Source organism: Streptomyces sp. NPDC002825 (assembly GCF_040295385.1).
GTDB lineage: Bacteria > Actinomycetota > Actinomycetes > Streptomycetales > Streptomycetaceae > Streptomyces.
The window spans coordinates 150,742-167,548 of sequence record NZ_JBEOVH010000005.1; the positions used below are offsets into that span (position 1 = coordinate 150,742).

The following is a 16,807-nucleotide window of genomic DNA, read 5'->3' on the forward strand; positions in this document are numbered from 1 at the left end:
ACGCACGTGCCGTGGCCCCGAGCGCCGGCGACGGACGCGACGCGGCCTCGAGCGCCGACGACGCACGTGCCACGGCCCCGAGCGCCAGCGACGGACGCGCCACGGCCCCGAGCGCCGACGACGCACGCGCCGCGGGCCCGCGCCGCGCCGCCTTCGGCTGGACCGACGCCGAGGCGCGCCGCCGGGCCGAGGCCGGTCTCGTCCGGACGCTGCGCCCCCGGGCGGCCGAGTCGGACCTCCTGGACCTGGCGAGCAACGACTACCTCGGCCTCACCCGCCGCCCCGAGGTCACCGAGGCGGCGGCCGAGGCGGCCAGGCGCTGGGGCGCCGGCTCCACCGGCTCGCGGCTCGTCACCGGCACCACCCGGCTGCACACCCGCCTGGAGCGCGAACTCGCCGAGTTCTGCGGCTTCGAGGCGGCCCTCGTCTTCTCCTCCGGCTACACCGCGAACCTCGCCGCGCTCACCGCGCTCTCCGGCCGGGGCTCGCTGATCGTCTCGGACGCCTCCAACCACGCCTCGATCGTGGACGGCTGCCGTCTCGCGCCCGCCGAGACCGCCGTCGTCCCGCACACCGACCCCGAGGCCGTCGCCAAGACCCTGGACGCCCACCCGGGGCGCCGGGCCCTGGTCGTCAGCGACTCCGTCTTCTCCGTCGACGGCGACAAGGCCCCGCTGGGCAGGCTCGCCGACGCCTGCCGCGCGCACGGCGCCGGACTCGTCGTCGACGACGCCCACGGCTTCGGCGTCCTCGGCGAGGGGGGCCGGGGCGCCCTGCACGAGGCGGCGCTCGCGGGCGACGAGGACGTCGTCGCCACCCTCACCCTCTCCAAGTCCCTTGGCAGCCAGGGCGGGGCGGTGCTGGGACCGGCCCGGGTGATCGAGCACCTGGTGAACGCGGCCCGCACCTTCATCTTCGACACCGGGCTCGCCCCGGCCGCCGCCGGCGGCGCGCTCGCGAGCCTGCGTCTGATCGCGGCCGAGCCGGGCCTCGCCGAGCGGGCCCGTACCGTCGCCGTCACGCTCCACCAGCTGCTCACGGAGGCCGGTCTCACGGCGGCCCGGCCCGACGCGGCCGTCGTCTCGGTCCACGCGCCCTCCCCGGACGCGGCGCTGCGGTGGGCGGCGGACTGCCGCGAACAGGGCCTGGCGGTCGGCTGCTTCCGGCCCCCGTCCGTCCCCGACGGCATCTCGCGGCTGCGGCTCACGGCCCGGGCCGATCTGACGGACGCGGAGATCGCGCGCGCGGTGGAGACGATCCTGCGGACCGCGCCCGAGGCCTGACGGACCGTCGGCGGCTCCAAGGGCGGTCACAGGCAGCAGAGTTCACCGCTTCGGGCGACAGATGGGGACATATCTTGGTGGAACGCCTGCCGGGGCGGCACGATCGGTGGCACTCTGACGCGAAGCGCGATCCGGGGCGGAAGCCCCGGCGGGAAAGGGACAGCGTCGCCATGGCAGACCATCAGGAAGCATCCGTCACTCTGCCGAGCGACCCCGCGTCGGTCCCCACGGCCCGGCGGTTCGTCGCGGAGGTCCTCGACGGCTGGGGCCTCGACGGTGCCGACGACCTGGCGGACGCGATCCGTCTGATGGTCTCGGAACTGGCGACCAACGCCGTCCTGCACACCTTCGGGCAGTCGCCCACCTTCACGGTCGACGTCCGTCTGGAGCGCGAGGAGCGGCTCCACATCGGCGTCACCGACAGCCATCCGCGCTGGCCCCGCAGGCTCCCGGCGGCCGTCCAGCAGGACAACGGCCGGGGCATGGTCATCATCCGCTCCCTGGCGGCGGAAGCGGGCGGCCGGCTCTCGGTCACACCGACCGAGGAGGGCGGCAAGACGGTCTGGATCACACTCCCGTGGACCTCGGCGGCCGCCTCGTACGTGTAGAGGGTCCCGGCGCAGGGGTGCGGCGGCGCCACCGCACCCCTGGGGCGGGGTCAGTGCCCGGCGGGCGTCATCGGACGCGGCCGTAGTAGACCTTCGACGTCCAGATCTTGTCGAGCTTCACCCAGGATCCCGTCTTGGGTGAGTGCCAGATCTTGCCACTGCCGGCGTAGATGCCCACGTGGTAGACGCTTCCGCCGGAGTGGAAGAAGACCAGGTCCCCCTTCTGTCTGCTGGACGCGGAGATGTGCCGGGTCTTGTTGTACTGCTGCTGCGCGGTGCGGGGCAGCGACTTGCCCGCCTGCTTGTACGCGTAGAGCGTCAGACCGGAGCAGTCGAACCTGGTGGGTCCGGCGCTTCCGTACCGGTACGGGGCTCCCTTCTTGGACGCGGCGACGCTCAGTGCCTTGTTCGCGTATGTGGTGGCTGCCTGGGCCTCGGGTGCCGCACCTGGTGCGAGCAGCGTGCCGCCGACGGCGGCGAGGGTGAGAGCCGAGACGGCTCCGGCCCGGGACAGCAGGGACGGGACGTGCATCTGCGCAGTCATGCGCAACCCTTCGTCAGCCGCCTGCGAAGGATGACCTGTCGGGTTCGGACTGGCGAAGATGCCCGGCCGCGGCTGCGGCTTCACCCCAAGGGACGTTCCCGCTGCGAGAACAGCGTGTACGTCCCGTACTGCTCGGGTCCTCCACTCCTGCCGATCCACTCCTGTCGACCAGACGCCCGGGACAGCGGCAGGACTCGGCGTCCGCCCGGACCGCCCCGCCCCGGATGGCGGGGGCTTGTCGTCGACAGGGATCTTGACCCACACCCGGGGCGAAATCCGAGCTGAAACGGCGATATGTGAGGCTCCTCACGACTGATCCATTCGGGTGGACAGGCTGCTTTCGTGATCGTCGGAGGTTTGGGCGACGAGCCTCGCACCAGCGCCGGAACGTCCCATTCCGCCAGATGCGTACACCTGTTGCGCAACTCACCCCGTGCACATGTCGACTCGTCGACTACGCCGAACGAGGGAGCGATTCTGCGATCCGTGTCGGCCGACCGGACCTCGACACGACATGCCGGAATGTCAACTCGCCCGTGCGCGGGGGACGGTGACGCGGTCGGCGCGGCGCTCACCGTCCAACACCCTCAGGGCGCGCGCCAGAGTGTCCGCGTGGACCTCGCTCTCGCCCCGCATATGCATGAGGGTCAGGGCCTCGCGCAGTGCGACCGCGCGTCCCACCAGGGCCTGTGCCGCGCGCAATGCCCCATAGGTATGCGTACCCCTGGATGGGTTGATCTTCCCCAGCAGGTCGACGACTTCGAGGTACGCGTCGATCAAGTCGCCCTCGGCGCGGGTCAGCGCGGGCAGTGGCGGCAGCTCGGGCACCACGGCCGGCTCACCGCGCCGCGCCGGCGTCGCGCCGGCTCGTGACGACGTGGTCCACCAGTCCGTACGCGACGGCCGCCGGTGCGTCGAGGACGGTGAGGCGGTCGATGTCGGCGTCGATCCGCTCGCGGTCCTGCCCGGTGTACTCGGTGAGCATCCCGGCCACCAGGGCGCGCAGCCTGAGCAGTTCGCGCGCGTGGATGTCGAGGTCGCTCGGCTGTCCCTGGAGGGGTTCGTCCATGGCCGGCTGTCGCAGGGTGATCCGGGCGCCGGGGAGGACGAGCCGCTTGCCGGGGGTGCCGGCGGCGAGCAGCACGGCGGCGGTGGAGGCGGCCTGGCCGAGGCAGGTGGTCTCCACGTCGCAGGAGAGCGTCCGCATCGTGTCGTGGATCGCGGTCATGGCGCTGATCGAGCCGCCGGGGGAGTTGATGTACAGCGCGATGTCCTGGCCGGGGGCCGCGTAGTCGAGGTGCAGGAACTGGGCGATGACGTCGTTGGCCGAGGTCTCGTCGATGGGTGTGCCGAGGAAGACGATCCGGGATTCGAGGAGCTTCGAGTAGGGATCGAGGGTGCGGGTTCCGAAACCGGTCCGCTCCGTGAACTCGGGCAGAACGTAGCGCGCGTCCATGGCTGAGCACCTCCAGCTGTCTGTAAAAAATGTACAGGACGTACAGACCGTAAGATGAGGAGCATGACCTACGAGATCCCGGTGACGCAAGCGCGGGCTGAGCTCGCCGACCTCATCAACCGCGTCGTGTACGGCGGTGAACGCGTCGTGGTCACCCGCCACGGGAAGCCGCTCGTCGCCCTGGTCTCCGCCGCTGACCTGGAAGAACTCGAAGCGGCGGAGAAGCCCGCCGACGAGCAGGTGGTCAGCTCGCTCTCCGGCCTCCACCCCGTCGACTCCGCTCCCGGCGAACGGCGCCGCTTCGGCATCGCCGCCCACCACCAGGAACCCGGCGCCTCCTGACCGCGCCCGGCGCGCGCTGACCGCACGCGAAAGGCCGCGCACCCCCGTCCGCTACAGCGGGGGTACGCGGCCGTCTTCGGGTGCGGGCCTCAGCCCACCGGCACCGGGGCGGGCTCCGCCGAGGGGGTCGCCTCCGTGCGGCGCCGCGCGCCGAACGCGGTCGCCGTCAGCCCGGCCAGCGCCCAGAGGGAGAGGACGAGGAGCGGGCCGCCCGCCGCCGCGCCGTCGAAGGCGGAGACGGACCGCAGGGCCGAGCCGCCGGCGCCGGGCGGCAGCCACTGGCCGAGGGCGCCCACCCCGGTGGGCAGCAGCTGCGGCGCGCTCGACATCCCCGAGAACGCGTTGCCGAGCAGGATCGTCAGCGTGGCCGCGAGTCCGAAGCCGGCCTTGCCGAGGAGCGTCGCGAACCCCGCGAAGGCCGAGCCGATCGCCAGGACGGTCAGGCCGAGGACCCCGGCCTCCGCCCACCAGTCACCGGTCAGCGCCCCTAGCCAGCTGTCCGCGAGCGCCGCGCCCACCAGACCCCCGAGCGCCGAGGCGCCGACCAGGGTCGCGACCGCCCTGGCCCCGCGCAGGCCGAGCAGCACGGTGGCGGCGCCGGTGGCCGCCCCGACGATGGCGAGGGGCAGCAGGCTCGCGCCGAGCACGGCGCCCCGGGGGTCGCCGGAAGGTGCCGCGACCACGTCCGTGACCGGGACCGGTGTCCCGGCCGGGGCCTGCGCGGCCACGGCCTCGCGCAGCAGCCCGGCCACGACGGGGCTTCCCGCGGAGGCGGTGAGGAGCTCCGTACCCGTCGGGGTGACGACCACGGCTCCGTATACATCGCGGTCCTCGATCGCGGCCCGGGCGGCCTCGGCGTCCTCGTAGCGGTGGATCTCGAAGGCCCCCTCGTGCCGGCCGAGCCGCTGCTCGACCGCGTCGGCCGCGGCGGCGGGCCCGGCCACGCCGATCGGCAGGTCGCGGGGTGCGATGCGCGCGGCCGGCCAGGCGAAGACGGCCAGGGCGAGGGCGGCGACGACCGGGATCAGGACGAAGACCGCGAGGGTTCTGCGTCCGGCTGCCGGCGGGGTGGTGGCGGCGGGCATGACGGCCTCGATTCAAAGCGAAGGATCGTTCGTTTTACGTGAGCTCAGCGTGCTCCGCCGCCCGGAAGTTGTCAAGAATGAATATTCGTTTTAAGTTCGGGACCATGGCACGTGTCTCCCAGGAACACCTCGACGCCCGCCGCCGTCAGATCCTCGACGGCGCCGCGCGCTGCTTCGCCCGCAACGGCTTCCACGCCACGTCCATGCAGGACGTGCTCGCCGAGGTGGGCCTGTCCGCGGGCGCGGTCTACCGCTACTTCCGCGGCAAGGAGGAACTGATCGGGGCCATCGCGACCGAGGCCTTCGCCGGCATCCGGGGCGCCTTCGAGGAGGCGTCCCGTGCCACCCCGCCGCCCACGCCCGACGTCCTCCTCGGCGCGGTGCTCCGGCTCTTCCTGGAGGAGCGCATCGAGGGCGCCGACCGTCCGGCCTTCGCGCGGCTGATCATCCAGGTCTGGACGGAGACCCTGCGCGACGAGCGGCTGGCCGCGACGCTCTCCGAGGGCTACGACGGGATGCGGGTCGCCTGGACGAGGCTCGTGACCGCCTACCGGGAGAACGGCCTCCTCCGCGCCGACGTCCCCGCCGACCATGTGGCACGCACCCTGATCGCCACCGCCCAGGGTTTCATCGCCCAGCAGGCGCTCTTCGGTGACGTGTCCGTGGAGATCCTGGAGGACGGACTGCGTGGCCTGATGTCGATGTCCGTACCCGAGGAACCGCACTCGCTCGGATGATCATGGAAATGCAAAGCCGGAGTTAACGAGCCGGAAAAACTTCCGCCCTAACGTGCAATGTCTGGCCGCGCACCGCATCTCCGCAGTTCAACAGAGTGTTGACCGTCGGTAGGGTCCGCAGCTGTCCGGGTCCCGTCCCGGTCGACGACTGTGAGGTGGAAGAGTGCAGCTGAGCCCGCACGAGCAGGAGCGCCTGCTCATTCACGTGGCGGCCGACGTGGCCGAGAAGCGCCGGGCCCGCGGTGTGCGGCTCAACCACCCCGAGGCCGTCGCGCTCATCACTTCCCACATCCTGGAAGGCGCCCGGGACGGCCGCACCGTCGCCGAGCTGATGGCCTCCGGACGCAAGGTGCTCACCCGCGACGAGGTCATGGACGGCATCCCGGAGATGATCCACGACGTCCAGGTCGAGGCCACCTTCCCGGACGGCACCAAGCTCGTCACCGTCCACGACCCCATCGTCTGACGGGCGGCCGCCGATGATCCCCGGAGAGATCCTGTACGCGGAGGGGCCCGTCACCCTCAACGAGGGGCGCCCCGTCACCCGCCTCACCGTCCTCAACAGCGCCGACCGGCCCGTCCAGGTCGGCTCCCACTACCACTTCGCCGAGGTCAACCCCGGTCTGGACTTCGACCGCGCCGCGGCCCACGGGCAGCGCCTGCACATCGCCGCCGGGACCGCCGTCCGCTTCGAGCCCGGCATCCCCGTCGAGATCGAGCTCGTCCCGATCGCCGGCCGCCGGATCGTCCCCGGCCTGCGCGGCGAGACCGCCGGACCGCTCGACCCCGGCGAGGCCATCACCGAAGCCACCACCGACCGGGACCAGGACCAGGACAAGGACGGCGACCGTGCCTGACCTCCACCGCGCCGTCTACGCCGACCTGTTCGGCCCCACCGCCGGCGACCGCATCCGGCTCGCCGACACCGACCTCCTCGTCGAGATCGAGGAGGACCGCTGCGGCGGCCCCGGCCGCGCCGGCGAGGAAGCCGTCTTCGGCGGCGGCAAGGTCATCCGCGAGTCCATGGGCCAGGCCCGCACCACCCGGGCCGAGGGCGCCCCCGACACCGTCATCACCGGCGCCGTGGTCATCGACCACTGGGGGATCGTCAAGGCGGACATCGGCATCCGGGACGGCCGCATCACGGCACTCGGCAAGGCCGGCAACCCCGACACCATGGACGGCGTCCACCCGGACCTCGTCATCGGCCCCGAGACCGAGGTCATCGTCGGCAACGGCCGCATCGTCACCGCGGGCGCCGTCGACACCCACGTCCACTTCATCTCGCCGACCGTCGTCGAGCAGGCCCTCGCCACCGGCGTCACCACCCTCGTCGGCGGCGGCACCGGCCCCGCCGAGGGCACCAAGGCGACCACGGTCACGCCCGGCCCCTGGCACATGGCCCGGATGTTCGAGGCCCTGGACACCTTCCCCGTCAACATCGGCCTGCTCGGCAAGGGCAACACGATGTCCCGGGAGGCGATGCACTCCCAGCTGCGCGGCGGAGCCCTCGGCTTCAAGATCCACGAGGACTGGGGCGCCACCCCCGCCGTCATCGACGCCTGTCTGAGCGTGTGCGAGGAGACCGGCGCCCAGCTCGCCATCCACACCGACACCCTGAACGAGGCGGGCTTCGTCGGCGACACCCTCGCCGCCATCGCCGGGCGCACGATCCACGCCTACCACACGGAGGGCGCCGGCGGCGGGCACGCCCCCGACATCATCACCGTCGTCTCCGAGCCGTACGTGCTGCCCAGCTCGACCAACCCGACCCGGCCGCACACCGTCAACACCATCGAGGAACACCTCGACATGCTGATGGTCTGCCACCACCTCAACCCGGCCGTCCCCGAGGACCTCGCCTTCGCGGAGTCCCGCATCCGGCCCTCCACCATCGCCGCCGAGGACGTCCTCCACGACCTCGGCGCCATCTCGATCATCTCCTCCGACTCCCAGGCCATGGGCCGGATCGGCGAGGTGATCATGCGGACCTGGCAGACCGCGCACGTCATGAAGAAGCGCCGCGGCGCCCTGCCCGGCGACGGTGCCGCCGACAACCACCGGGCCCGTCGTTACGTCGCCAAGTACACGATCAACCCGGCCGTCGCCCAGGGCATGGACCACCTCATCGGCTCGGTCGAGCCCGGCAAGCTCGCCGACCTGGTCCTCTGGGAGCCCGCCTTCTTCGGCGTGAAGCCGCTCGTCGTCGTCAAGGGCGGCCAGATCGCCTACGCGCAGATGGGCGATGCCAACGCCTCCATCCCCACGCCCCAGCCGGTCCTGCCCCGCCCGATGTTCGGCGCGCTCGGCCGGGCCGCCGCGGCCGGTTCGGTCAACTTCGTCGCCCAGGCGGCGATCGAGGACGACCTGCCCCGAAAGCTCGGGCTGCACAAGGAGTTCACCGCCATCGGCTCCACCCGGCGGGTCACCAAGGCCGACATGCGCGAGAACGACGCCCTGCCCCGGGTCGAGGTCGACGCCGACACCTTCTCGGTGACCATCGACGGCGAGACGGTCGAACCGGCCCCCGCCGCCGAACTGCCCATGGCCCAGCGTTACTTCCTCTTCTGATGACGACACGCTCGGCTCTCCTCGTGCTCGCCGACGGGCGGTTCCCCGCCGGCGGGCACGCCCACTCCGGCGGCGCCGAGGCCGCCGTCAAGGCCGGCCGCATCAAGGACGCCACCGACCTGGAGGCCTTCTGCCGGGGCCGCCTGCACACCACCGGCCTCACCTCGGCGGCCCTCGCCGCCGGGGCCGCGCACGGACTCGACCCGTTCGAGCTCGACGCGGCGGCCGACGCCCGCACCCCTTCGGAAGCCCTGCGCGCCGCCGCCCGCAAGCTCGGCCGCCAGCTGATGCGGGCCGCCCGCGCCGCCTGGCCGAGCCCCGAACTCGACGCGCTCGCCGACGCGTTCCCGCGCGGCGCCCACCAGCCCGTCGTCCTCGGCACCGCCGCCCGGGCCGCCGGACTCGGCCCCGAGGACGCGGCGCACTGCGTCGCGTACGAGACGGTCGGCGGCCCGGCGACCGCGGCCGTCCGCCTCCTCAGCCTCGACCCCTACCAGGCCACCGCCGTCCTGGCCCGCCTCACGCCCGAGATGGACCAGGTGGCCGCACGCGCCGCCGAAGCCGCCCGGCAGGGCGTCGACGCCCTGCCCGCCGCCTCCGCCCCGCTGCTCGACCTCACCGCCGAACAGCACGCGGCCTGGCCGGTCCGCCTCTTCGCCTCGTAAACACGCAGCACCCCCCAGGAGCCGCCCCATGCACCTCGACCACGCCCACACCCACCACGGCGCCGTCTCCGCCGACGCCCACCGGCCCGACGGCACCCGCCGCGCCCTGCGCATCGGGCTCGGCGGACCCGTCGGCTCCGGCAAGACCGCCACCGTCGCCGCCCTCTGCCGCGAGCTTCGCGACACGCTCTCCCTCGCCGTCGTCACCAACGACATCTACACCCGCGAGGACGCCGAGTTCCTGCTCCGCAACGCCGTCCTGCCGCCCGAGCGCATCCAGGCCGTGGAGACCGGCGCCTGCCCGCACACCGCCATCCGCGACGACATCTCCGCCAACCTCGAAGCCGTCGAGGAGCTCGAGGACACGGTCGGCCCCCTGGATCTCATCCTCGTCGAGTCAGGCGGCGACAACCTCACCGCCACCTTCTCCAAGGGGCTCGTCGACGCCCAGATCTTCGTCATCGACGTGGCCGGCGGCGACGACATCCCCCGCAAGGGCGGCCCCGGCGTCACCACCGCCGACCTCCTCGTCGTCAACAAGACCGACCTCGCCCCGCACGTCGGCTCCGACCTGGACCGGATGGCCCGCGACGCGAAGGAACAGCGCGGCGAGCTGCCCGTGGCCTTCACCTCGCTGCGCGGTGAGAACGGCGTCGCCCCCGTCGCCGACTGGGTCCGGGCACAGCTCGCGGCGTGGACCGCGTGAGCCTGCACGCCACCGCCCGGATCGCCGCCGAGGCCGACGGCGGCCTCCCGCTCCTGGTGAGCGACGGCCCCCTCGCCCTGCGCCGCACCCGGGCCGCCGCACCGTACACCCGGGTCACCGTCGTCGGGGCCATGAGCGCCCCGCTCGGCGGCGACCGGCTCGCGATCGAGACGGAGGTACGGGACGGGGCCCGGCTCCTGGTCGACTCGGCCGCCGCCACCCTCGCCCTGCCCGGCCGGAGCGCCGACCCCGCCACGTACGACGTCAGGATCGCCGTCGGCGAGGACGCCGAGCTCCGCTGGCTGCCCGAACAGCTCATCTCCGCCGCCGGCTCGGACCTGCGGATGCGCACCACCGTCGACCTCGCGTCCACCGCCCGGCTCGTCCTCCGTGAGGAACAGGTCCTCGGCCGGCACGGCGAGCCGCCCGGCACCCTCACCACCCGCCTCACCGTCCGCCGCGCCGGTCGCCCCCTGCTCGACCAGGAGCTGGCCTTCGGCCCGGGCGCGCCCGGCGGCTGGGACGGTGGCGCGGTCCTCGGCGGCCACCGGGCCACCGGCCAACTCCTCGTCGTCGACCCGGCGTTCGCCGACAAGCCGGTGGAAGCACGGCGGTTCGGGGAGAACGCCGTGGTCAGCCCGCTTGCCGGGCCCGCCGCCCTCGCCACCGCCGTCGCCCCGGACGCGCTCGCCCTGCGCCGGCTCCTCGACGAAGTACTTGTCGGAATCGTCCCGTTCTGACCGTCTCCGCACGTTCACCGCTCAGCGGTACACCTGTCACCGGTTATTGGTTCGGCAAAGAAACAGGTGTACGCCCTTTCATCGTGAGCCCCAGGGACGAAAGGATCCCCCGGACACACAGACTCCTTCTGGGGGAGGACCATTGAGACGCACAGCAGTGCTCGGCTCGGCCGGCACTCTGATAGCGGGCACGCTCATGGCGACCGCGCTCGCGGCGCCCACGGCCGGTGCGGTCACCGGCCACGACCGTGACGAAGAGGCGTGGGGCGCGACCATCGCCGCCGCCGAGGCCGCCAAGGCCGGCATCGACTGGCAGGACTGCCCGGCCGACTGGGGCTTGGCCAAGCCCATCCAGTGCGGCTGGGTCACCGTCCCGGTCGACTACGCCAAGCCGAACGGCAAGAAGATCAAGCTCGCCGTGGACCGCGTCGTGTCCACGGGCACGCCCGCCGAGCGCCAGGGCGCGCTGCTCTACAACCCGGGCGGCCCCGGCGGTTCCGGTCTGCGCTTCCCGCGCCGGGTCACCACCAAGAACCCGCTCTGGGTGAACACCTCGAAGGCGTACGACTTCGTGGGCTTCGACCCGCGCGGTGTCGGCCACTCGGCGCCCATCTCCTGCGTCGACCCGACCGAGTTCGTCAAGGGCCCGAAGCTCGACCCGGTCCCGGACAGCGAGGCGGACAAGCTCGCCCAGCGCAAGCTGGCCGCCGAGTACGCCAAGGGCTGCGCCGAGAAGAGCGGCGACATGCTGCCCTACATGACGACGCGCAACACCGCCCGTGACCTCGACGTCATCCGGGCCGCGCTCGGCGAGAAGAAGCTCAACTTCATCGGCGTCTCGTACGGCACCTACCTGGGCGCCGTCTACGGCACGCTGTACCCGAACCACGTGCGCCGCATGATCGTCGACAGCGTGGTCAACCCGGCGAAGAGCAACATCTGGTACCAGGCCAACCTGGAGCAGGACATCGCCTTCGAGGGTCGTCTGAAGGACTGGATGACCTGGGTCGCCCAGAACGACGCCACGTACCACCTCGGCGACACCCTGGAGAAGGTCCAGCAGCAGTGGGTGACCCTGCGCGCCGCCGCCAAGAAGGAGCCCCTGGGCGGCAAGGTCGGACCGGCCGAGCTCATCGGCTTCTTCCAGAGCGCCCCGTACTACGACTCCGGGTGGGCCCCGGTCGCGGAGGCCTGGAGCGCGTACGCCGCGGGTGACCCGCAGCCGCTCATCGACGGTGCCGCCGCCGACCTCACCGACACCGCCGGCAACATCGCGTCGGAGAACGGCAACGCCGTCTACACCGCCGTCGAGTGCGCCGACGCGCCCTGGCCGACGAACTGGAACAAGTGGGACCGGGACAACACCGCCCTCCACGAGAAGTACCCGTTCATGACCTGGGCCAACGCCTGGATGAACCTGCCGTGCGCCACCTGGTCCGCGCCGCGCCAGAAGCCGACCCAGGTCAAGACCGGCAAGGGCCTGCCGCCGGTGCTCATCGTCCAGTCCGAGCGTGACGCGGCGACGCCGTACGCCGGCGCGGTCGAGCTGCACAAGCGCTTCAAGGGCTCGCGTCTCATCACCGAGCAGAACGCCGGCTCGCACGGCGTCACCGGCCTGGTGAACCCCTGCATCAACACCCGGGTCGAGACGTACCTGCTCACCGGCAAGGTGGACAGCCAGGACGTGACGTGCGAGCCGCACGCCACGCCCAAGCCGTAACACCCGCACCACGCCACAAGGGGGCGGTCGCCACACGGCGGCCGCCCCTCCGCGCGTCCGCGCCCGTGCGTCAACGCGAGGCGAGCCAGGCGTCCTCGGCCGCGTAGTCGAACCAGTCCTGCCCGTACTTCGCGAGGTTCGGGAACGCCTCCAGCCACTCCCGGCCCGCGAGCCGCTCCGTCAGCCACTCCACCGTCGCCGGCAGCGACTCCGCGTACCCCACCACGGGCCGGTAGCCCAACTCCCGCTCCGCCGCCGTCATGTCGTACACGATCGGCGCGTCCAGACCCCACGGCGTCTCACCCACGATGCCCACCGGCGGCGGCCCGTCCACGAGCACCAGCTCGCTCTCCACGCCCACGACCGCGTCCACGGCCGCCGAGATCTCCGCGACCGTCGGCACCTCGGGATCGCCGGCGTTCAGCACCCGCGTGCCGGGCCGCGCCGCCGCGAGCCGGATCAGCTCGGCCAGGTTGTCCACGTTCGCCGGATGGAACTGCGACAGGCCGCCGTACGCGAGCACCCGCACCGGCCTCCGGTCGAGCGCCCGCTTCACGAAGAACAGCTCGCGCGGCGACCGGCAGTGCGGGCCGTGGATCGAGCCGGCCCGCAGCAGCGTCGTCGGCAGCAGCTCCCCGGCCGCCGTCAGCGCCTGCTCCAGGGCGACCTTCCGGGTGCTGTACGTGCTGTCGCCCGGGGCCACCGTCGCCAGCGACTCCGGGATCGGCACCGGATAGCGCGGGAAGCCGTCCGGCCGGTCCTGGGTGTCGAAGCTGCGGCCCTGCTCGTCCTCGTACACCGCACCGCTGGAGATCACCACCGCCGAGCCGATCCGGTCCGCGAGCCCGGTCAGCTGGGCGGCGTGCCCGGCGTCGTACGCCACCATGTCCACCAGGACGTCGGTGCCCTCGCCGAGCGCCGCCGCCAGCGCGCCCTCCTCGTCCCGGTCGAGCCGGACCGCCCGGACCCCGTCCGGCCACCTGTCGTCCCTGGAGCCGCCCCGCGAGGCGGCCGTCACCTCCCAGCCGTCCGCGACGAGCGCCCGCACGGCCGCCCGCCCCACCTGTCCCGTCGCACCCAGCACGAACGCGTTTCCCTTGGTCATGACCGGGACGCTACGGCTGCCCGGGGCGGCGGCACAGTGCATTGCGCCGTGCGCGGATCCGCCCTCAGCGTTCCCCGTCCGGGAACTTCTCCGAGGCGGCCTCCGCGGCCTTCACCACCGCCGCGTACTCGTCCACGTACTCCTGGCCCGACAGGCGCAGGATCTCGTACATGATCTCGTCCGTCACCGCGCGCACCACGGCCTTCTCGCCCGCCGAACCGGCGAACCGGGAGAAGTCCAGCGGCTCCCCGAACCGGATGGTGACCCGGCGGATCCTCGGCACGACCTTCCCCGGCGGCTGGATCTCGAAGGTCCCCACCATCGCGCACGGCACCACCGGCACCCCGGCCGTCAGCGCCATCACCGCCACCCCCACCTTCCCCTTGTACAGCCGGCCGTCGTGCGAACGCGTCCCCTCGGGATAGATACCGAGCAGCTCGCCCCGGTCGAGGACGCCGAGGCCCTCCCGGATCGCCGCCTTCCCGGCCTCCTTCCCGGACCGGTCCACCGGGATCTGCCCGGCGGCCCGGAAGAAGGCGGCCGTCAGCCGGCCCTTGAGCCCCGGCCCCGTGAAGTACTCCTGCTTCGCCAGGAACGTGATCCGCCGGTCCAGGACCACCGGCATCAGGAAGTGGTCGGAGAAGGAGAGGTGATTGCCCGCGACGATCGCCGCGCCCTCCTCCGGGATGTGTTCGAGCCCCTCGATCCGCGGCCGGAAGAGCAGCCTGAGGAGCGGTCCGAGCAGGACGTACTTCATCAGCTGGTAGAACACGCGCGGCCCCCGTTCGTCGTCCGTCAACGCCCGTTGTATCCCTGCCGGGGCCCGTGGTCCACTGGTGGGGGAGCGTCACATGACAGGCGAGCGCGGGGTCAGGCGCCCCGGCCGCGTCCTCACCGCGCTGCTGTGCGCGCTGACGGCGGCCGGGCTCTACGGCTGCTCCGACTCGGGCCCGTCGGAGCCCAGCCCCACGCCGACGACCGCGCCCGCCACCCCACCGGCCACCCCACCCGCGACCACGCCCACGGGCGTCTCGCCCTTCACGGGGCTCCCCGCCCGGCCCGCCCCCGTCCTGGCCGTGAAGCTCGACAACGTCCCGGCGGCCCGCCCCCACACCGGACTCGGCGCGGCCGACCTCGTCTACGTCGAACAGGTCGAGGGCGGCGTGACCCGGCTCATGGCCGTCTACTCCTCCCACCTCCCCGCCCTCACCGGACCCGTCCGCAGCGCCCGCGAATCCGACATCGCGCTGCTCCGCGACTTCGGCCGCCCGGTCCTCGCCTACTCAGGCGCCCAGTCCGCCCTCACCCCGCTGCTGCGGGCCGCGCCCCTCCACCTCGTCACGGAGACCACCACGCCCCAGGCCTTCCGGCGCTCGGCGGACCGTCCCGCCCCGCACAACCTCTACCTGCGCCCCGGCCGCGCCCTCGCCGCCGTCCCGCGCGCCGACGACGCCCGGGACATCGGCTTCCGCTTCGGGCCCGCCCCGCCCGGTGGCACCCCGGTCACGACCTCGTCCGTCCGCTACCCGGCGGCCCGCTACACCTTCACCTGGTCCGCCGCCGACCGCGCCTGGCGGGTGGCGATGGACGGCCGCGCGGCCCGCACCACCGACACCGGCCCGCTCACCCCGGAGACGGTCGTCGTCCAGCGCGTCACGATCCGCCCCTCCCGCTTCCACGACCGCTTCGGCTCGGTCTCCCCGTACAGCGAGACCGTCGGCAGCGGCACGGCGCTCGTCCTGCGCGACGGACGCGCGCACGAGGCCCGCTGGTCCCGCCCCTCGGCGACGTCCGGCACCACCTTCACCACCCCGGCCGGAAAGCCCCTGCCCTTCGCCCCGGGCCAGACCTGGATCGTCCTGGCCCCGCGCGGCTAGGGAGCGACCTGGGCGCGCCGCTCAGGACGTGGTGCCCGGCGGGCGGGGACGCGGAGAAGGTGGTACGGAGCTGTCCGCCGCCGCCATCCCGATCGTCACCACGATCAGGACCACCAGGCCGAACCAGAGCCAGCCGCTGCTGCCGAGTGCCACCGTGTAGGCCGTCGTCAGCACCAGCGCGGCGCACGTGAGCACCGCCATCGTCTTCGTGGGACCGGACATCAGCCCGCCCTCCTCCCGGCCGGGGCCGGTTACGCCGTCCAGCCCATCGTCACCCCGCGAGAGGGGCGCGCGCTACTCCCGGGACGCTCCGACGTGCGCCGGAACGCGAAAGGGCCCGGCGCCGCGCACGGCACCGGGCCCGAGAAACGGCCGGGGAAAGGTCAGCGGCTCCGCGCCTGCAGGCTCGCCAGATACGCGTTGTACGCCTCCAGCTCCTTGTCGCCGTCCCGGTCGGCGGCCCGGTCCTTGCGGACGGCCTGCCGCTGCTCGGAGTGGTACCACTGGTAGACCAGCGCGATCAGGACGAGGACGGACGGGATCTCGCTGAACGCCCAGGCGATGCCGCCCGCCGCGTTCTGGTCGGTGAGCGCGTCGATGCCGAGCGAGGCCGGCGGGTTCTTGTACGACTCCACCAGCGGCTGCGTCGCCATCATCATCGCGATGCCGAAGAACGCGTGGAACGGCATGCCCGCGAACAGCTCCAGCATCCGCATGACGTACCCCGGCCGGTGCGGGCCCGGGTCCACCCCCATGATCGGCCAGAAGAAGACCAGGCCCACCATCAGGAAGTGCACCATCATGCCGATGTGCCCGGCCTTGGACCCCATCAGGAAGTCGAAGAGCGGCGAGAAGTACAGCCCGTACAGGCTCGCGATGAACATCGAGATCGTGAACGCCGGGTGCGTGATCACCCTCATGTACCGGCTGTGCAGCAGCTTCAGGAGCAGCTCGCGCGGCCCCGTCGAGCCCCGGCCCGCCACCGGCAGCGCCCGCAGAGCGAGGGTCACCGGCGCCCCGAGCAGCAGCAGGATCGGCGACAGCATGGAGATCACCATGTGCTGCACCATGTGCACGCTGAACATGACCATGCCGTAGTCGTTGAGCTTGGTGCACATCACCAGGGCGACGCTCAGCACGCCCACGGTGAAGAACACCGTCCGGCTGACCGGCCACGCGTCACCGCGCCGCCGCAGCCGCGCGACCCCCCACCCGTACAGACCGAGCGCCGTCAGGCATCCGATCAGGAAGAAGAGGTCGGGAGAGAACTCGAGGCCCCGTCCCAGCGTGAACGGCGGCAGATCCGTGGTCATGCCGTGCCCGCTGTGATCCATCCGTACACTCCTGGAGCCCGATTCGCGCTTGTTG

General features: G+C 72.7%; 20 protein-coding genes. 12 read left to right on the top strand and 8 right to left on the bottom strand.

Features of this window, described 5'->3' with window-relative positions:
* Positions 1-11 precede the first annotated feature (11 nt).
* Complete coding sequence (locus ABT041_RS09185) at positions 12-1,283, top strand: 8-amino-7-oxononanoate synthase (RefSeq protein ID WP_502976423.1); 1,272 nt, start codon at positions 12-14, stop codon at positions 1,281-1,283.
* A 170-nt stretch (positions 1,284-1,453) separates the two neighbouring features.
* Positions 1,454-1,891, top strand: coding sequence for an ATP-binding protein (locus ABT041_RS09190; protein ID WP_351181465.1), 438 nt, complete (start codon positions 1,454-1,456; stop codon positions 1,889-1,891).
* 67 nt (positions 1,892-1,958) lie between these two features.
* On the opposite strand, the gene ABT041_RS09195 is transcribed toward ABT041_RS09190, so the two are convergent.
* The 3 genes from ABT041_RS09195 to ABT041_RS09205 form a co-directional block, all read right to left on the bottom strand.
* Positions 1,959-2,435 carry a C40 family peptidase gene (locus ABT041_RS09195; protein WP_351181468.1) on the bottom strand — a complete coding sequence of 159 codons (477 nt, stop codon included), beginning with the start codon at positions 2,433-2,435 and terminating at the stop codon, positions 1,959-1,961.
* Between the two features lie 525 nt (positions 2,436-2,960).
* Complete coding sequence (locus ABT041_RS09200; RefSeq protein ID WP_351181471.1) at positions 2,961-3,266, bottom strand: hypothetical protein; 306 nt, start codon at positions 3,264-3,266, stop codon at positions 2,961-2,963.
* Positions 3,267-3,273: 7 nt separating this feature from the next.
* Positions 3,274-3,891 (bottom strand): ClpP family protease, encoded by a 618-nt coding sequence (locus tag ABT041_RS09205; protein ID WP_351181474.1) that lies wholly within the window; start codon positions 3,889-3,891, stop codon positions 3,274-3,276.
* 63 nt (positions 3,892-3,954) lie between these two features.
* Here ABT041_RS09205 and ABT041_RS09210 point away from each other — a divergent pair, with 63 nt between their 5' ends.
* The gene (locus ABT041_RS09210; RefSeq protein ID WP_351181476.1) at positions 3,955-4,233 is read left to right on the top strand and encodes a type II toxin-antitoxin system Phd/YefM family antitoxin; all 279 of its coding nucleotides are present in this window, start codon (positions 3,955-3,957) and stop codon (positions 4,231-4,233) included.
* Between the two features lie 89 nt (positions 4,234-4,322).
* Here the strand turns inward: ABT041_RS09210 and ABT041_RS09215 are convergent, their stop codons facing one another.
* The gene (locus ABT041_RS09215; protein WP_351181479.1) at positions 4,323-5,318 is read right to left on the bottom strand and encodes a serine/threonine-protein kinase; all 996 of its coding nucleotides are present in this window, start codon (positions 5,316-5,318) and stop codon (positions 4,323-4,325) included.
* Between the two features lie 104 nt (positions 5,319-5,422).
* Here ABT041_RS09215 and ABT041_RS09220 point away from each other — a divergent pair, with 104 nt between their 5' ends.
* The 8 genes from ABT041_RS09220 (at position 5,423) to ABT041_RS09255 (ending at position 12,457) form a co-directional block, all read left to right on the top strand.
* Complete coding sequence (locus ABT041_RS09220; protein ID WP_351181482.1) at positions 5,423-6,055, top strand: TetR/AcrR family transcriptional regulator; 633 nt, start codon at positions 5,423-5,425, stop codon at positions 6,053-6,055.
* 163 nt (positions 6,056-6,218) lie between these two features.
* Complete coding sequence (locus ABT041_RS09225; RefSeq protein ID WP_030686168.1) at positions 6,219-6,521, top strand: urease subunit gamma; 303 nt, start codon at positions 6,219-6,221, stop codon at positions 6,519-6,521.
* A gap of 13 nt (positions 6,522-6,534) precedes the next feature.
* On the top strand, positions 6,535-6,912 hold the full coding sequence (locus ABT041_RS09230; protein WP_351181485.1) for an urease subunit beta: 378 nt from the start codon (positions 6,535-6,537) through the stop codon (positions 6,910-6,912).
* A complete protein-coding gene (locus tag ABT041_RS09235; RefSeq protein WP_351181488.1) occupies positions 6,905-8,626 on the top strand; it encodes an urease subunit alpha in 1,722 nt (573 codons plus the stop codon). The genes ABT041_RS09230 and ABT041_RS09235 overlap by 8 nt, the downstream gene beginning before the upstream one ends.
* Positions 8,626-9,291 (top strand): urease accessory protein UreF, encoded by a 666-nt coding sequence (locus ABT041_RS09240; protein ID WP_351181491.1) that lies wholly within the window; start codon positions 8,626-8,628, stop codon positions 9,289-9,291. Before ABT041_RS09235 ends, ABT041_RS09240 begins: the two co-directional genes overlap by 1 nt.
* 28 nt (positions 9,292-9,319) lie before the next feature.
* Entirely contained in the window at positions 9,320-9,997 is a 678-nt protein-coding gene (gene ureG / locus ABT041_RS09245) for an urease accessory protein UreG (RefSeq protein ID WP_351181494.1), read from the top strand.
* On the top strand, positions 9,994-10,737 hold the full coding sequence (locus ABT041_RS09250; RefSeq protein WP_351181972.1) for an urease accessory protein UreD: 744 nt from the start codon (positions 9,994-9,996) through the stop codon (positions 10,735-10,737). Before ureG ends, ABT041_RS09250 begins: the two co-directional genes overlap by 4 nt.
* A gap of 142 nt (positions 10,738-10,879) precedes the next feature.
* Positions 10,880-12,457 (top strand): alpha/beta hydrolase, encoded by a 1,578-nt coding sequence (locus ABT041_RS09255; protein WP_351181497.1) that lies wholly within the window; start codon positions 10,880-10,882, stop codon positions 12,455-12,457.
* A 70-nt stretch (positions 12,458-12,527) separates the two neighbouring features.
* Here the strand turns inward: ABT041_RS09255 and ABT041_RS09260 are convergent, their stop codons facing one another.
* Both ABT041_RS09260 and ABT041_RS09265 read right to left on the bottom strand, forming a co-directional pair.
* Positions 12,528-13,562 carry an NAD-dependent epimerase/dehydratase family protein gene (locus tag ABT041_RS09260; protein WP_351181500.1) on the bottom strand — a complete coding sequence of 345 codons (1,035 nt, stop codon included), beginning with the start codon at positions 13,560-13,562 and terminating at the stop codon, positions 12,528-12,530.
* Between the two features lie 64 nt (positions 13,563-13,626).
* Entirely contained in the window at positions 13,627-14,334 is a 708-nt protein-coding gene (locus tag ABT041_RS09265) for a lysophospholipid acyltransferase family protein (RefSeq protein WP_351181975.1), read from the bottom strand.
* A gap of 79 nt (positions 14,335-14,413) precedes the next feature.
* On the opposite strand from ABT041_RS09265, the gene ABT041_RS09270 reads away from it, so the two are divergent.
* The gene (locus tag ABT041_RS09270; RefSeq protein ID WP_351181502.1) at positions 14,414-15,439 is read left to right on the top strand and encodes a DUF3048 domain-containing protein; all 1,026 of its coding nucleotides are present in this window, start codon (positions 14,414-14,416) and stop codon (positions 15,437-15,439) included.
* Positions 15,440-15,460: 21 nt separating this feature from the next.
* Here ABT041_RS09270 and ABT041_RS09275 read toward each other — a convergent pair whose 3' ends face one another.
* Both ABT041_RS09275 and ABT041_RS09280 read right to left on the bottom strand, forming a co-directional pair.
* Positions 15,461-15,661, bottom strand: coding sequence for a hypothetical protein (locus ABT041_RS09275; protein ID WP_351181505.1), 201 nt, complete (start codon positions 15,659-15,661; stop codon positions 15,461-15,463).
* A 161-nt stretch (positions 15,662-15,822) separates the two neighbouring features.
* Positions 15,823-16,773 carry a cytochrome c oxidase assembly protein gene (locus tag ABT041_RS09280; RefSeq protein ID WP_351181508.1) on the bottom strand — a complete coding sequence of 317 codons (951 nt, stop codon included), beginning with the start codon at positions 16,771-16,773 and terminating at the stop codon, positions 15,823-15,825.
* Positions 16,774-16,807 lie beyond the last annotated feature (34 nt).

Bases quoted from the DNA above. Each gene is read 5' to 3' on its own strand.
- ABT041_RS09190 (WP_351181465.1), top strand. From the start codon at position 1,454: ATGGCAGACCATCAGGAAGCATCCGTCACTCTGCCGAGCGACCCCGCG.
- ABT041_RS09195 (WP_351181468.1), bottom strand. From the start codon at position 2,435: ATGACTGCGCAGATGCACGTCCCGTCCCTGCTGTCCCGGGCCGGAGCC.
- ABT041_RS09205 (WP_351181474.1), bottom strand. From the start codon at position 3,891: ATGGACGCGCGCTACGTTCTGCCCGAGTTCACGGAGCGGACCGGTTTC.
- ABT041_RS09210 (WP_351181476.1), top strand. From the start codon at position 3,955: ATGACCTACGAGATCCCGGTGACGCAAGCGCGGGCTGAGCTCGCCGAC.
- ABT041_RS09215 (WP_351181479.1), bottom strand. From the start codon at position 5,318: ATGCCCGCCGCCACCACCCCGCCGGCAGCCGGACGCAGAACCCTCGCG.
- ABT041_RS09220 (WP_351181482.1), top strand. From the start codon at position 5,423: ATGGCACGTGTCTCCCAGGAACACCTCGACGCCCGCCGCCGTCAGATC.
- ABT041_RS09230 (WP_351181485.1), top strand. From the start codon at position 6,535: ATGATCCCCGGAGAGATCCTGTACGCGGAGGGGCCCGTCACCCTCAAC.
- ABT041_RS09240 (WP_351181491.1), top strand. From the start codon at position 8,626: ATGACGACACGCTCGGCTCTCCTCGTGCTCGCCGACGGGCGGTTCCCC.
- ureG (WP_351181494.1), top strand. From the start codon at position 9,320: ATGCACCTCGACCACGCCCACACCCACCACGGCGCCGTCTCCGCCGAC.
- ABT041_RS09260 (WP_351181500.1), bottom strand. From the start codon at position 13,562: ATGACCAAGGGAAACGCGTTCGTGCTGGGTGCGACGGGACAGGTGGGG.
- ABT041_RS09270 (WP_351181502.1), top strand. From the start codon at position 14,414: ATGACAGGCGAGCGCGGGGTCAGGCGCCCCGGCCGCGTCCTCACCGCG.
- ABT041_RS09275 (WP_351181505.1), bottom strand. From the start codon at position 15,661: ATGTCCGGTCCCACGAAGACGATGGCGGTGCTCACGTGCGCCGCGCTG.
- ABT041_RS09280 (WP_351181508.1), bottom strand. From the start codon at position 16,773: ATGGATCACAGCGGGCACGGCATGACCACGGATCTGCCGCCGTTCACG.